This is a genomic window from Oceanobacillus luteolus, from assembly GCF_023715655.1.
Taxonomy (GTDB): Bacteria; Bacillota; Bacilli; order Bacillales; family Amphibacillaceae; genus Oceanobacillus; species Oceanobacillus luteolus.
This window is the reverse complement of the sequence record NZ_JAMBON010000010.1, coordinates 72,734-87,248: the sequence shown is the minus strand read 5'-3', so window position 1 is coordinate 87,248 and position 14,515 is coordinate 72,734. Positions and strand designations below refer to the sequence as shown.

Below are 14,515 nucleotides of genomic sequence, written 5' to 3'. Positions count from 1 at the left end.
AAATGAAGAGAAAAGTGGCTTGTTTACGAAAAGAAGTAAAAAAAGTAGTTACGACGAGGTATACAGTTATCTTAATAATAGAGAAACTTCCGAAAGACTAATCAAGAAAGAGAAGGTGTGAAAAATGTCTAACACAAAAGAAAAGAAAGAAAGAAGGAAAGTTGAATTACTGAAATTAACAATGACATTCAGTAAGGAATTTTTGAATGAGGAATATGAAAATGTGATTGAAAAATTAATAAACAAAATGGCCAGAAAAAGAGAGGTCCCGTTTTTGACAGGCCGTATTGAAATCTGGGCTGCTGCAGTGATCCATGCAGTGGGGACGGTCAATTTTTTGTTTGATAAATCTACTCAGCCTTATGTGGCAGCAACAGATATTTATTCGTATTTTGATACAAAGCAAAGTACAACTTCACAAAGATCGAAGCAGATTAGAGACATGTTTAAAATGACTTATTTTGACAGTGATTTTTCGATAGAGTCCGTTAAACAATCAAGCCCTTTTAATAATCTTACACAAAGTAATGGATTTATTGTTCCTCAGTATATGGAGAAGGAAAAGTATGTTTATGTCGGAGAAAGAGAAATTCAAATGGCACAAGTTTTGGGAATTAAGAGTTTAGAGTTGGGTGAAACATATAAAGAGAGTGATATACATAAATTATTTCAAGTGGAAGAGGCAAGTCTAATGAAGTTCTATGAATACCTTTCGAAGTATTTAACATTTCCTTTTACCGCTATATATGAAGAGGAAGTAGGTCCATTTGAAGTTGCGGGATTTGAAGTAGATTGCCTTGGTTTAGAACAAAAAATGAAAATAGACGAAACTTATGGGATTCTTATGGAATGTATGTTTGAGGAAAAGCATGTCGTACTCCCATTAGGCAGCATTATTTTGGATGAAAAACATAATAATTATAAATGGATAGATTTATATCTGGATTGGTTCTGGTCATACAGATAAAGGAGTCTTTTTCTTTTTAGGGCGGGGACTGTTCCCTCATCCACATTTCCCATCATGTTGGATATAGAAAACATATACTCCTTGTAGTATAATAATCATATAATATGGTGATTATAAAGTTACTTGAAAGGAGTTATTCATATTGGATATAAAACCATCGACAACAATACGGAGAGATTACAATGCATTCTCGAAATATTGTCATGAAATTGATGAACCAGTAATTTTAACACGAAATGGTGAAGCTGACTTGGTTGTTATGAGTCACGAGACATTCCGTCGCAGGGAAGCTCGGTTAAAATTACAAACCAAACTCCTTGTAGCAGAAAAGCAAATAGCTGAAGGTGCAAAGTTAATGGATCACGAAGAAGTAATGGAAAAAATGCGGAGGAAAATAAATGCCGCAAAAGAAGATTAAATATGCACCTGTTGCTATTGACGATATGGATGAGATTTTTTCATATATATCAGAGGATGATTTTATTGCTGCGGAAAAGTTTTTAGATAAACTAAACGAACGAATAGCCTCATTAGGGGATTTTCCCGAAGCAGGAACGGTCTTATCAGATGATGAATATACGCTTGTTCAGCAGGGATATAGATTTATCGTTGTCCATCCATATTTAATATTTTATCGGATAATGGAAGACTCTGTTGTCATTCACCGGATAATACATGGGCGGAGAGATTATCTGCGAGAATTATTTGAATTCTAAATGATAAACAGAATTTTACCAATCGTCCGTGGCTTGCACTCTTGAATTAAAGCAATTTAGGATGTTAACTGATTTTTGTTGAAACGTATTTCCCCCTCAGATCGTCTTTATTTACAAGACAACAAGAGGGGGATTTTTATATTAATCCAATCAAACATTGTTCATAGGAAATTTTGCCATCCACTTCCACCAACCATTCCATTCCCCGCCGTTCCCTAATTTAGTTTATAATAGAGGAAGACGATACAAGATAGATATTATCTTTTAGGCAGAAAACAAAGCAGGTGATCACAATCAATATCATAGAAACACGGGTTCGTGGATTTATTACGGACATCCAACACCCTAAACAAAAAAAGAAAATCAATATCAATGATCTAGAACTCCAACTCAGAAGGATAATAGATAATTATTTTGAAATGAATGGCTACGGGTTTTTCTACGAAGCGATTGAAGCCTTACAGGAGGAAGGTGTGCTTTCTCCGATACATAATAAACAATTTAACGGGAAGTCACCAGCTCTTCCGTTGTATTACTGGGTAAATATGAAAGCTAAAGAATCGAAGTGGGACCGCCTTAAGATGATGCGGTTAAGTGACACGTTTGATTTTTCCTATTATGAAGCTCATCCGGAATATCAAACGGAAGAAGAATGGAAACGGATTGAGACGTTATATACCTTCTTACAAACTGCAGACGAACGAGAAGTTGTGTCCATAGAAGAAAGAAGTTTGGAACTGTTTGGTCATGAAAAGTTTTTAACAGATCCGGAGTTGTTTCCCGAGGGACGTAGATTTTTATCCCGAATTGGTATATCAGAAGAAGAGTTGAATATGGTAAAATACGGAGAGCCTTTTGTATTTTGGTTGAAACAAGGAAAGGGATATAACGATGTTCAGCGGGTGCTCATTGTGGAAAATCTAGCTTTCTTCCATACTGCGGTCAAGCTGTTGGAAGAAAACGTCCTAGATTATGAGCCAGAGCTGATTATTTATGGGGAAGGGACGAAAATTGAACGAAGTTTTTCTTTCTTCTTCGAGATGTTCCCGCCGAAAAACTATCTCTTCTATTACGCCGGTGACATTGATGCGGCAGGCTATGGAATTCTCATCCGCTTAATCGAGAAGTTCCCTGATATGACGATTCAGCCCGCGTTGAAAATATACCGGAAAATGCTGGAGTGTATCGAGCAACGAAACGACCAGAAGAGTGGCCAATCAGCGAATATAGTATATCGTGATGCATTTTTTCAGTGGTTTACAGAGGAGGAACAGAACATTTTACTTAAGCTTTGGGAAGAGAAAAAACGAATTCCCCAAGAAGTATTAACAATCGAAACATGGAGGCGTTGGTTGTGAACGAATCATGGGAAGGCTTTGCAGAACGAATGCAACGTCTCAATCCACTGTTTGAATTAGGCAGAGGAATGGAAGTGGGCGAGTTAAAACCGTATCTTCAAACGATCCTCATGCAAGTGCTGCTCGCGATCTTTTATCGTGAATTAAACGATGATGAGCATCGGCGGAAATCCGATATTAAATATATCGTGGAAGATACAATTAAACAAATGAAGCTGCTCGCAGATGAGAAGCAAATTGAACGAATTACGAGTGGGCTATTATATTCCGGGAAAGAAGAATACAGTCAACCATTTGAAGCTCATTATTATGATGAAGTGAGACAATCTTGGGAGACTCAAGTTTTTCGTTATGTAACGATGGATGACTTGTATACGAATTTGGAAATGGGCCAGTCCATCGTCTATAAGCTGACAGATGTTGCGCAAGAAATGATTTTTATGAGCAGGGAAATGGCAGAAGAATTCTCGATTACGATCGAACAACTCTATAGTATCCAGTTGATTAAAAACGGTAACTTTCAGAAAGCCACAAGAAACCTCGATCACCTCATTTCAAGGGTTAACCGCTTAATGGCCAAGGAATATTCCTTCGGGCAAGAAATGATCAATAATCCCAAAATCCTAATCATCGAAGCTGAAAAGCAACGAGCTGATAATCGAATCGAAATTGAAAAGCAATTTGAAGAAGAGAAGAATCACTTCCGGACGATTACAAGTATGATTGAACGAACGAAACGTCAAAATGCCGAGGATGATCATATTCACCGAGAACTCGTTCTGCTGCAAGAAAAGATTGGCCATTCCCGCGGGCTGCATGATCGCTTTGCCAAACTCGTCATCCAGAATATCTCGTATGAAATGAAATTAAAGGTGGAAAATCCATCTCTATTTTGGGAAAACAGTCTGGTATCCTTCAAAGAGCATATTTATGAGGACTGGCTAATGAAAGAGGGAGTAGCGTCGTTTTCCACCGTTGAAACGATCCTGTCTCCGTTATTTTCCCCTAAAAATGAATTCATCTTGCCATTGGATTGGATTTGGGGCGAGCAAGAATTCGATGGAAAAGAGGAAATCGAAGTAGTGGAAGACGAGGAGGAGACAGAGAGGATTGTTCAAGCGCGCATCACGTACTGGGATTCTGTCGTGAAGGCATGGAGCTATGTGTTCCAATATCTCCAAACGTATAAGCAGTTCTCCTTAGTCGACTTAAAGAAGCTGCCGCTGGAAGTACAGGATGTATGGTTTGAGGAATATGAAAGCATCGACTTATGGATGATGTTTGATAGAAAGCCGCTTAAGGTGCAAGTTCTCCACCGGAAAGAAGAGACATTAAATGATGAACGGGAGATCCTGCTTTATAAACTGATGCAGGAATATCCGCAATTTCAAGTATTTGAAGGCAGCAAAATTTATACGGAGTTTGATCATCGCGCCGAGCCGATTAATTGGTATGACATGAAAATAACTCCGTTTAAAATCTGTATCGAGGAGGAGAACCGATGAACGCAGAAAGTATTAAAAAAGCATCCGCCATTTATTTTTCCCTGTTAAAGGAAAGAGTCATCGATGAAACGAGCGAGCATTTTGAAGCGTATTTTGAACCGGAAGTGCGGCAAACGGTTCTACTCATGGCGGATGAATCAGGGACGTATATTATTGAAGCGCCGAAACGGATTCATTTAGTCGTTCAACCAACAGGTTCCGTTTTTGCGACGAATTTTACCCATATGCGGGACAAGCATAATCAGGTCGAAACGAAGAAACAGTTTCACCTCATGAGTGTGATTTTGATGTCTTTTTTAGCAAGTGTCGATCAAAATCAGGCTGCTAAAATAAGGACGAAACGGGAAGGGATCAGCTTTTATTCCCTTGAACGTAAAGTAAATGAACTCATCATCAATTGGGATCGTATCCTAAAGAGTAATCCGAACTTTGGTGATGAGGAACGGATTGACATGAGGGAAGTCGTCACCATGTGGAAGTATATGGAAGTTGATCGAGATGATGCATCACTCCGAAAGGTTAATAAACGGACAAGGATCGGTCTCATTGCTAGCAGCATGAGGCTTCTCGAGACAGAAGGTCTTGTCGTCATCCTCGACTGGGACGATATTCCAAAGGTCATACCGAAGCAGGAATTATTTGAGCGGATTGAATACTTATATCATGACTATGAACGCTATGAATTTATGAAAAAATTAGTGAGCGAAGAGGAGGGCGAGCATGCCGAAGATACACAAGATTAGAATTGTAGGCCTTAAATACGATGGCATGCAGAAACAGTATAAAGATACGACGTTCCAGTTTCATAATGAAGAGACCTCCGTGAACGGTCTAATTTCGATGATGAACGGGGGAGGAAAAGGCGTATTCTTACAAGCCATTTTCCAAATCGTAAAACCAGGTACGGCCTGGGGCAAACAAAACAATCGGTATTATCAGCAGTTTTTCTTTAATCATAAAGAGCAGTTTATTCCGTATACGTTCCATGTTTCCATTCAATGGGAATTGGATGGTGCGGACCGTCATCTCATCACCGGTGGGATGTTTTCGGCAGACCAGCGGATTTCCGTGAATGAGGAAACGGGAACGGAAAGCAAAACACTGGAACAAGAAGCGAAAATCATTCCCAACATTACATTTTACACACGAGAGTTTGAGACAAAGGAAGAAGCAGACCTCGAGCATATTCCGCTTTATGAAGATGGCGAGGTAGCGGATAATGAGAATTTGAAAGATTATTTGAGATGGAATGGTTTTGATGTCTATAAGGATACGAAGAAGCATTATCGCATTCTCGATACATACGCAATCAACCGTAAAGACTGGGATATTTTAAAAGAGATCAACAAAGACGAAGGTGGCGTAGGAAAATATTTCGAGGGAGCGGAAGACGATCATTCCCTTTTTCAAAAGCGGATTATTCCTACGATTAGCCAAGTATTACATAAAACCGAACATCAAAAGAACGACTTAGTTGAAATTTTTAAAAGTCAGGCGAGTATCGCAAAAGATTTGCCCGTCCTCTTAAAACGGGAACAAGCCCACAAAGAATTTCTCGAAGATATTGTTCCGTTTGAAGAACATTTGGCTACCGGTATCGAGCACAAGGAGATTGTCGAGGATAGTGTGAAAGAAGGGAAGCAGCTCCTCGGTGCATTGGAGCATTTGAAAAGATTAGAAGAAGAAAACCTCATTAACCTGGAACGTGAAATGGAAAAATTACAGGAGAAAGAAGAGGACCTGCGCTATCAAAAAGACAATCTAATTTTTGCAGAGGCCCATCGTGAGGTATTGGAATGGGAAAAGAAATTAGACGAAGAACAGAAGAAAAATAAGGATATGCAAGAGGTCGTCAAAGAAAAGCAAGACCGGAAAGACCAGTTAAGCTTTGATCTTTTATTGAAAGAGTGGAACGAGGTCGAACAAACGATTCACTCCCTGTCTCAGGCGATTGCACGCTTGGAAGAAAGTAGTGGGCTTGAGGAAGTCAATCAAAAAATGGATGAAATCAAAGCAGAGGCAAGCAAACATTGGGAGGTTTCCTCTGAAGCCATCCAAGCCAATGTGAAGCAGTATTTCGGTTACCTCAAGTATTTGAATAAGCGAGCCACAGAACTGGCGAGACAAGATAAACAAAAGACGAAGGATATTGCGAGAGTAAGTACAGAAATCGATCGTCTTTATCTCGATATGAGTTCCTTCGAGAAGAAGGAAGCGGATGTAACGAAGGAATTCGGTAACCGGATGACCTATGATTTGCCGGGATTGATTGAAAGTTTAACGAAACAAGTGGAAGATCGAAATCAACGAGTAGAAGAAATCGAGAATCAACGTCAAGCAGCAAGCGAGCGACAAAATCAACTTGCAGCATCACACGGGACGCTAACCCAATCGATAACGTATTCGGAAGAGAAGTATGAAGAGTTGGTGCGTACTTATGAAGTACAAAAAGAGAAAGAAGGGAAACTCGCGTCGAAGCTTCATGGACTACTGGATTCCGTAACCGAACCGTTCACACACTCATCTTTATCCAAATATGCCCTCGAGTTGGAGGAACTATTAAAGCAAAATCTAGATCAAGCGGAAAACACCAAAAAAGAATTATGGGAAACGCAGCTCGATGCATCCTTAAATGATCAACAATTTTGGATTGCCAATAAAGATGTCAAAGAATTAAAGGAATGGATTGATGAGAAGACAGGAATTGATGTTTTCTACGGCAGTCAATTTCTTCAATCGTTAAGCCCGGAAGAACTGGCAAATCATTTAGTGAACTACCCGCTTCTTCCCTATGGTTTAGTCGTCTATGGACAACAATGGGAAAAGATCAATCAACAATTGCTTACGAATCGCTTATTCCATAGTCCGGTTCCGATTTTCTTAAGAGAGGAAATGAAAGGCACCTCGGAACAAGCTGCGTTAGTTGTCTTAAATGGAACGGAAAAAGAACTTTTAATCGATAAAAACCAATTTTCAAACTGGAAAATTCAAATAGAGAAAGCCATTGAAGAGAAAATCAATACACTCCGAGAATTGGAAAAAACGGAAACGGCCTACAGGCGGATGTTGAAGGAAATCGATCGCTTTGTATCAGGCGAGCTTTCCGTTGATATTGAAAAAGCATTAGCCGCTGAAAAGAGTGCACTTCAACTTAAGCAAACTGAATTACAAGAGATTATTACGAAGCAAGAAAATGAAAAAGAAATCCAATTGCAATTAAAAGAGGAGTTGGAAAAGACCGAGCAAAAAATAGAGGAGCTTACTTCAAATATCGCCCGACTGCAAGAATTTGAAAAAGAGAAGCAGCTCTATGAAGAAAATAAGCGGGTCAAACTCGAAAAGGAAAAACAAAAAGAAGCATTGATCAAAGAGCAAGAAGAAGTAAGCGAAACTCATGAAGAATTCGTTAACGCAGCGAGTAAATGGAATCAGACGTACTTGGAGTGGAAACTGCAGATCGAGCACTCGATCAAAGAGGTTGCCTTCTTTATCGAAGAAGCCGGGTTTCCTAAGGAGGAAAAGGGAGAGCTCACCGAAGAAGCACCTTCCCTATCCGATCATATTTTAGAAGATCTTTTAGGAAGCATCGAAGCGTTACGTAACCTGCAAAAGTCGAAAGAAGAGCAAGCCCAAGAGTTACTCGTCAATCAAGCGAAAAAAGAAAGTGAACAGAAGCAACAGAAGAAAATAGAGAAAAAATTACATGCGCAAAACGAGGATTGGAAAGATGCGACCGTAGCCGATGAACCACTCTCTATACTCGAAAATATGCTGCAGAGCGCAAGCAAGGATCTTAGAGCTGCAGAAAAAGAAGAGCGCGCAATCGAAAAAGCAGTTACCGTTGCAGAAACATCGTTGGAGCATGCTGTAAAAGAGCGAACTAAGCATGAGAAAAAGGTAGCCAAGCATGAGAAAGAAGTGGCGGCTTGGGAAGAGCTGGATTTAGAAGTAAAAGCGGTTGAGATTAAGGATCAAACGAAAAATACAAAAGACGCAATCAAGCAAACAGAAAAACGTCAAAAAGAAGCGGAAGCAAATATAACAAGTTATGACGGTGATATGCTGACACTCTCGGTTATTTTGAAAGAAGAATCGTCCGCCTTTACGGAAGAAGATATCGAAAAAATTAAGAGTCAAGGAAAATCATGTATCATCGCCTGGTGTGATCAGCATCAAGCTTTACAAGATAAAGGCCAAGAGAAGCATGCGAAGATTGATCAATCCCTAAGGAATTTAAAACTGACGATCGAAGGTAAAGATTGGGAGATTCGCTTTAAAAATGAAGTATTGACGACATTGGATCATCTGGATACGAGACATTACGACCATGTTCAAAGTGTCGTAAAAAACATGAAACGTTTCTCCCAAAGCGGATTGGAACAATTGGAACGGGATAAGGAAAGAGCGGAAAAAGCTCAGCACTTCTGGGCGAGTCGTGCCAGCATGAAAGTGATGAGTATTTCCGAAGCGATCCGCTCGATGATTGCGAAAATGAGACTGAAAAATGAACGAGGCACTTTCCCGCTTGTTCAGCTGAAAGAGGATATTTTACCGAAGAAGGCGGAAGAAATTGAACCGCTGTTAAGTCAACATTTTGTCTCGGCGATTCAGCAAATCACGAAGCAATTTGACTTTATCGACGATCAAAACCGAACATTGGATCAAGAAATTAGAAGCCTTGTCAGTGATGAGAAAATCTTATTTGTGGCGCTTCGGAATCGCTATCCAGAGTTGCTTGTCTACAACATGCGTACCGATAATGCCTTTATGTATGGCAAACCACAACGAGAGCATTACTCCACATGGCAAACGATCAATCAAGGTTCCAAAACCAAATCAGATGGAAGCGGCGGACAAAAACTATCTGCCCGTATGGTCATGATGATGATGTTATTATCCGTGAAAAGTGAAACCGATCAAAGCTGGGTTCCATTAGTCGTCGATAATCCATTCGGCCAAGCGGCATCTGCCCATGTTTTAGATCCGATATTCGCTGTAGCGGATAAACTAAGATTCCAATTCATTATCGTCACACCACCTGAATTGGTCAAAACGGAAATTAGTCAACGATTTGAAGCCTACTATAAACTGGACTTTATTCGTGAAAATGGTAAAGAGATTATCTCGGATACGATTGTGCCGGCTATGCGGATACTTCAGGGGCAGGGAGTGTAAGGGTAACTGCCGCTTCCTGAAATTTGTCGAAAAGTTTGGCAGAAGAAATTACGTGTTTTAATATAACATAAAATTCCCCCTCTGGTCTTAAACTTGTTTTGACGATCATAGGGGGATTATTTTTCTTTTTAAGAGATATAAGAATCATAACATTGAACCTCTATACATACCTCTGTTTACAAGTAACTACATTATGCTATAATAAACATAAATAACAAAATATTGAATACACTATAAAAACCGCTCCATGCTGGTAACATGGAACGGTTCCAATAGACCAACCCCAACAAGAGGGGAAGGCACACTGGGTAAAATAATCCCTCCATGCGCGGCTAAACGACATGAGGGATTATTTTCTTTGTTGGACATAATTAAAACAATCAGGGTCCCAAAAGCAATCATGAGACTTAATGTTTCAACAATCTCCATCGGCATCACCTCCTTCCTGGAAAATTCCAGAAAGAAAAGTGCGCCGTCATCCCTCATGCGAAGCCAGTCTATTGTATCTGTATTTTATCATATAAGAACGTATATTCCTATATGTGTTTTGGAAAGAATAGATGCCTGCGACTTCCCGTTTACTATTGAATATACCGAGAGTAGAAAATCCGGTGCATAAGATCTAAGGCTAAAATTGTGGTAGGCCTTACTGAATGCTGCTCTTATAACAGGTTTATACTCATTTTATATGTGGTATAATATCCATAGAAAAACATAGAATAATAAAAACCGTCCACTATTGGGAACGGTTGCAACATACCAACCCCATCAAGTGGGGTGGACACACGAAGTTAGAAATAATCCCTCAGCGCCGGGCTAGAGCACATGAGGGGTTATTTTTTGTTTTGATTGGTAATGATGAACGTAAGTGAAGTGGAGCAGATGGAGTTGTTATAGAAAAGTGTCTATAACTCGTTGAATAGCAGAATGAATAACAATAAAGGAGGCAAATCCTCTTATCCTATTAAACAGCAGGATAAAGAACTTGCCTCCTTTTGATTTTTGGTATCGCTGATTTGAAAAAAATATTGTCCTGACTTAACTTTCCGTTGCATCGTTCGAATAAGTTTCAAACGACTTATATCAACTCGGGTTTATATACAATTGATAGACATTCGGATTGTCTAATTGATCCCACTTAATTTCACCCAGCAATATTTGGAACCCATGATTGAAATAATGTTTTCGATCAAAAGCAAGGACATCTTGATTGGTTATCTTCAATTTTTTCAAGATATCCTTTTTTCTGAACCGTCATCTAAAAGTTGCGCATAGTAAACTTCTGCAAATGGACGGTAAGCTGGTGCTTTTTCAAAAATCAATTCCTGATCCATAAGAGCATGAGAAAGATGTCTCATTGTATCTCTTTCACTAGTAAGTAGTGCGCCGATGGGCTCTGGAAATTTCTCTAAGAGGTCCTTCGGAAAATTTTCTAAGGCATTTTTAATTGCCTCATCACCTTGTTTGTAACTTTCTTGATAGACATGCAATGAAAGATGGGCAGCAGCTAAATTAAAAGCAACCGCATGGTCGTTTACTCCTTTTAAGTAGAAGATATTCGCCACTTCTTGCAATAGATTAACAGAAATTCCTTTGTCATTAATAATCTGTTGATAATAGTCGAGCGCCAAATCAAATTTCTTTTCCCGCTTTGCTTTTTCTGCCAATTCAAACGTACTCATTTTCTCAGCCCCTAAAAGGATTATTTGCTTCATATAAAATAAAAAACTTAGCTGCGAGTCGAGCTAAGTGTATCGTAAAATTTATTATGAAACTTGTATACATATTATAGCATATAGCCTACGCAAGTATGAAGTACTTGGTTTTGTAAATTAGTGCAGTGACTGTTATTTGTCCATGCTGTTATCCGTCGAAATCACGCTAAGATATATATCAGCTAAAATATGTTTTTGCTGATATATTTTCGAAATGTAAAGTGATATTAAAAAAATCCCCTGAAGCAGAACTTCAGGAGAGCACACTTCAAATTATTTAATTACTTGCATTAATCAGCCTGCATTCCACCATCCACATTATATAGTGAACCTGTTACGAAGGATGAGTTATCAGATGCAAGGAATAGGACAACTTGTGCAACTTCTTTCGGTGCACCAAATCTACCCAATGGTATACCTTGTTTAATCGCTTCTCCAGATACCTTTGGATCTTCTGGAGTAATGTTGTTTTGAATGTCAGCGAGCATTTGTGTATCAATTGCTGCTGGTGCAACAGCATTTACACGAATTCCACTTTTCGCAACTTCAAGTGCCGCTGTCTTAGTTAGTCCAGCCACAGCATGTTTGGATGCAATATAACCAGGCATACCAGCGGAACCAATATAAGCTGCATTGGAAGCAGTGTTGATAATACTTCCATAACCTTGTTTTTCCATCTGAAGGATGACATGCTTCATACCGAGGAAGACACCGGTTACGTTAATGCTCAGGATTTGTTCGAAGGTTTTCTTATCGAGATCTTTAATTTCTTTAAATGGTCCGTTGATACCTGCGTTATTAAAGAAGACATCAATTTTTCCAAATTCATCCACTGTCTGTTTTACATAATTTTTCACATCTTCTTCATTTGTTACATCTGCTTGTACAACTAAAATATTTTCTTTATCCCCATTTAATCCTGCTTTGGCATTTTCTAAAGCTTCTTCATTAATATCTACTAATGCCACTTTTGCCCCATTATCCAGGAAAAGCTGCGCAGTCTCTCTACCAATTCCACCTGCGCCTCCAGTGATTAATACTACTTTGTTCTCCATCTCTCATCCTCCTCGTTGTGTATAATCTGTATCTAATTTAATGGTATAGCAAACGCTTACAACATTCAATTTATCTGCTTCAGAAGACCTATAGATACATAAAGAAGAAGGCCCAGTGAAAAAAACATAATCCCTCCATGCTCTACTAAGCAGCATGAGGGATTAGTTATTTTTTTTATTGTACTAGTTCAGGATTCCCACCATAATCCAATATGATCGGCTCATTATCCTCCATCGTAGCCTTATACAACGTAATATTTCCTTCAGTAGGCAGTGAGTAATCAGAAGGAACTTCAAAGTTGTCATTTAGTGCAACCGTCCAAACGGCTTCGTTATTTTTATTCAAAACGATAGCAAGGGTGCCAAACTGTTCAATCTCATCCCATTCAAATAACTTTTGTATACCTTTCTCAGTCACTGTCAGACCTTCTGTACCGGTGATTAGTTCGATATTTTCACCTTGCCATTTGCCATGAATCACAGATCCAACTTCGTAATAGGAAAGCCCGTCTCCACGGTAACCGTAAGTGGCTACAAATTGTTGGATAGTGTTGTCTTCCGTTTCAAATGTTACGGCTGCTACATCATCCGCTAGCCATTCGATTTTAAGTTCCCCTTTTATCTCGTGGGGGAGGACTTCTTTCGGCCGAGCTAGAATGCGATAATAATCTCGATAATAGGCGACATCTCCATTTTCCATGTTCTCTTTAATTGACAAGACATGTTTCCAATCAGGGGAGACACTTACAGTATTTTTCACTATTTGATTACTGGAGATCAACATATAAATCTGACCTACAATAAAAATGAATAGGATACTTGCTCCAACTAGCTTTAATTTCTTCGTAGGTTTTATCAAAAGTAATAGTGCTAAGAAAAGAAAGATGAAACAAATGATATTAATCAAGTAAAATAAACGGTCATCCACGTACTCCACTTGATGTTTTCTAGAGATGACCAAGTAGCCGATCTGTAAGAAGAAAAAGCCGAGGGAGATCATCAATGAGAGCCAACCAATTATATTCTTTGTACGCAATTTATTCATTAGGCTCGACCTCCATTTCGAATTCCCAAGTTTCTCCATTATCTTCTGATATGAATTTTCCTTCCACTAGTCCACCTTGATAATCTCCATACGGTCCCTGGTTCACGAGTAAAGATAAATGGTCTTCTTCCTGTACTGGAAGTCCCGCTTGTATGAAAATCTCGTTGTACTCTTCTGGAATTTGAAGGGATGCTTGCTTCCATGTTTGGCCTGCATCTTGTGTCACATAAAGCTCGGGTTTACCAGAATTGATTGTTTCAAAAGTTATAAATCCTGTGGACTCATCAACAAATCCACCATTGGAAATTAATCTTGTCACCCCTAAATTGGTCGTTTCCTGCCAACTCTCCCCGCTGTCGTGAGTAAGAAAGACGAAGGAACCTTCTTCAGACATGGTGCGACCACCAGAAATAATGATATATCCAAAGTCTTCATTTAGAAAGTCTACTTTTCTAAATCGCATGCCGGGGAAGGGTTCTTTGACCGTGGTTTCTTCCCATGTTTCCCCTTGATCCGTGGAATAGAGCAACACAACTCTTTGACTTTCCAAATTCTGTCCTTCTGGATAAAGGAAGCCTACGAGATTTTCAGTCAGGAAATAACTATCCTCAATCAGTTCTTGCCTGTTCCCGTTATATTCGCCACTGAATAATTCGTCCAACGTCACTGGGACAGTAGTCCAATCTTTTCCTTGATTAAACGAGATGTTCAATTCATCGTCTTGTAAGGAATAGAATACTGGATCATCTGGATTAACGATATGTAATTCTTTACTTTCTGTAGATGGAGGTTCTGAGGTGTGCGGTGGGGCCAAGGAAGATAAATCCATTTCTTTGGTGTTTTGATAATAAAAAATCGATACGACTGATAATACAATTAAGATGATGCCTGATAAAGTAAATAAGAAATATTTCATGAGAAAGTGCCCTTTCTAAATTTATTTATGGGATCATGTTTTGTGGACGGTTACAGCAAGAGT

12 protein-coding genes are annotated in these 14,515 nt (G+C 39.1%); 7 read left to right on the top strand and 5 right to left on the bottom strand.

What is annotated here, in order from left to right; translation table 11 throughout:
* The first annotated feature begins 124 nt into the window (after positions 1 to 124).
* The 7 genes from M3210_RS08735 (at position 125) to M3210_RS08705 (ending at position 9,721) form a co-directional block, all read left to right on the top strand.
* Positions 125 to 967 (top strand): DUF6398 domain-containing protein, encoded by an 843-nt coding sequence (locus M3210_RS08735; RefSeq protein WP_251513371.1) that lies wholly within the window; start codon positions 125 to 127, stop codon positions 965 to 967.
* Between the two features lie 142 nt (positions 968 to 1,109).
* Positions 1,110 to 1,385, top strand: a complete 276-nt coding sequence (locus tag M3210_RS08730) for a type II toxin-antitoxin system Phd/YefM family antitoxin (RefSeq protein WP_251513368.1) — start codon at positions 1,110 to 1,112, stop codon at positions 1,383 to 1,385.
* A complete protein-coding gene (locus tag M3210_RS08725; RefSeq protein ID WP_251513366.1) occupies positions 1,366 to 1,683 on the top strand; it encodes a type II toxin-antitoxin system RelE/ParE family toxin in 318 nt (105 codons plus the stop codon). Before M3210_RS08730 ends, M3210_RS08725 begins: the two co-directional genes overlap by 20 nt.
* Before the next feature lie 284 nt (positions 1,684 to 1,967).
* Positions 1,968 to 3,041 carry a Wadjet anti-phage system protein JetD domain-containing protein gene (locus tag M3210_RS20585; protein WP_251513364.1) on the top strand — a complete coding sequence of 358 codons (1,074 nt, stop codon included), beginning with the start codon at positions 1,968 to 1,970 and terminating at the stop codon, positions 3,039 to 3,041.
* The gene (locus tag M3210_RS08715; RefSeq protein WP_251513361.1) at positions 3,038 to 4,546 is read left to right on the top strand and encodes a hypothetical protein; all 1,509 of its coding nucleotides are present in this window, start codon (positions 3,038 to 3,040) and stop codon (positions 4,544 to 4,546) included. Before M3210_RS20585 ends, M3210_RS08715 begins: the two co-directional genes overlap by 4 nt.
* On the top strand, positions 4,543 to 5,289 hold the full coding sequence (locus M3210_RS08710; protein ID WP_251513358.1) for a DUF6063 family protein: 747 nt from the start codon (positions 4,543 to 4,545) through the stop codon (positions 5,287 to 5,289). The genes M3210_RS08715 and M3210_RS08710 overlap by 4 nt, the downstream gene beginning before the upstream one ends.
* Positions 5,267 to 9,721, top strand: a complete 4,455-nt coding sequence (locus M3210_RS08705; protein ID WP_251513354.1) for a coiled-coil domain-containing protein — start codon at positions 5,267 to 5,269, stop codon at positions 9,719 to 9,721. The genes M3210_RS08710 and M3210_RS08705 overlap by 23 nt, the downstream gene beginning before the upstream one ends.
* A gap of 231 nt (positions 9,722 to 9,952) precedes the next feature.
* On the opposite strand, the gene M3210_RS08700 is transcribed toward M3210_RS08705, so the two are convergent.
* The 5 genes from M3210_RS08700 to M3210_RS08680 all read right to left on the bottom strand — a co-directional run bounded on the left by M3210_RS08700 (position 9,953) and on the right by M3210_RS08680 (position 14,452).
* Positions 9,953 to 10,150, bottom strand: a complete 198-nt coding sequence (locus M3210_RS08700) for a putative holin-like toxin (protein WP_251513351.1) — start codon at positions 10,148 to 10,150, stop codon at positions 9,953 to 9,955.
* Between the two features lie 800 nt (positions 10,151 to 10,950).
* Positions 10,951 to 11,403, bottom strand: a complete 453-nt coding sequence (locus tag M3210_RS08695) for a hypothetical protein (protein ID WP_251513347.1) — start codon at positions 11,401 to 11,403, stop codon at positions 10,951 to 10,953.
* Positions 11,404 to 11,726: 323 nt separating this feature from the next.
* Positions 11,727 to 12,491 carry an SDR family NAD(P)-dependent oxidoreductase gene (locus tag M3210_RS08690; RefSeq protein ID WP_251513345.1) on the bottom strand — a complete coding sequence of 255 codons (765 nt, stop codon included), beginning with the start codon at positions 12,489 to 12,491 and terminating at the stop codon, positions 11,727 to 11,729.
* Between the two features lie 175 nt (positions 12,492 to 12,666).
* Complete coding sequence (locus tag M3210_RS08685; protein WP_251513343.1) at positions 12,667 to 13,536, bottom strand: hypothetical protein; 870 nt, start codon at positions 13,534 to 13,536, stop codon at positions 12,667 to 12,669.
* Positions 13,529 to 14,452, bottom strand: coding sequence for a WD40/YVTN/BNR-like repeat-containing protein (locus tag M3210_RS08680; RefSeq protein ID WP_251513340.1), 924 nt, complete (start codon positions 14,450 to 14,452; stop codon positions 13,529 to 13,531). Before M3210_RS08680 ends, M3210_RS08685 begins: the two co-directional genes overlap by 8 nt.
* Between the last annotated feature and the right edge of the window lie 63 nt (positions 14,453 to 14,515).

Coding starts and splice junctions, on each gene's coding strand:
- M3210_RS08705 (WP_251513354.1), top strand. CDS start 5,267: ATGCCGAAGATACACAAGATTAGAATTGTAGGCCTTAAATACGATGGC.
- M3210_RS08725 (WP_251513366.1), top strand. CDS start 1,366: ATGCCGCAAAAGAAGATTAAATATGCACCTGTTGCTATTGACGATATG.
- M3210_RS08695 (WP_251513347.1), bottom strand. CDS start 11,403: ATGAGTACGTTTGAATTGGCAGAAAAAGCAAAGCGGGAAAAGAAATTT.
- M3210_RS08685 (WP_251513343.1), bottom strand. CDS start 13,536: ATGAATAAATTGCGTACAAAGAATATAATTGGTTGGCTCTCATTGATG.
- M3210_RS08690 (WP_251513345.1), bottom strand. CDS start 12,491: ATGGAGAACAAAGTAGTATTAATCACTGGAGGCGCAGGTGGAATTGGT.
- M3210_RS08680 (WP_251513340.1), bottom strand. CDS start 14,452: ATGAAATATTTCTTATTTACTTTATCAGGCATCATCTTAATTGTATTA.
- M3210_RS08700 (WP_251513351.1), bottom strand. CDS start 10,150: ATGGAGATTGTTGAAACATTAAGTCTCATGATTGCTTTTGGGACCCTG.
- M3210_RS08735 (WP_251513371.1), top strand. CDS start 125: ATGTCTAACACAAAAGAAAAGAAAGAAAGAAGGAAAGTTGAATTACTG.
- M3210_RS08710 (WP_251513358.1), top strand. CDS start 4,543: ATGAACGCAGAAAGTATTAAAAAAGCATCCGCCATTTATTTTTCCCTG.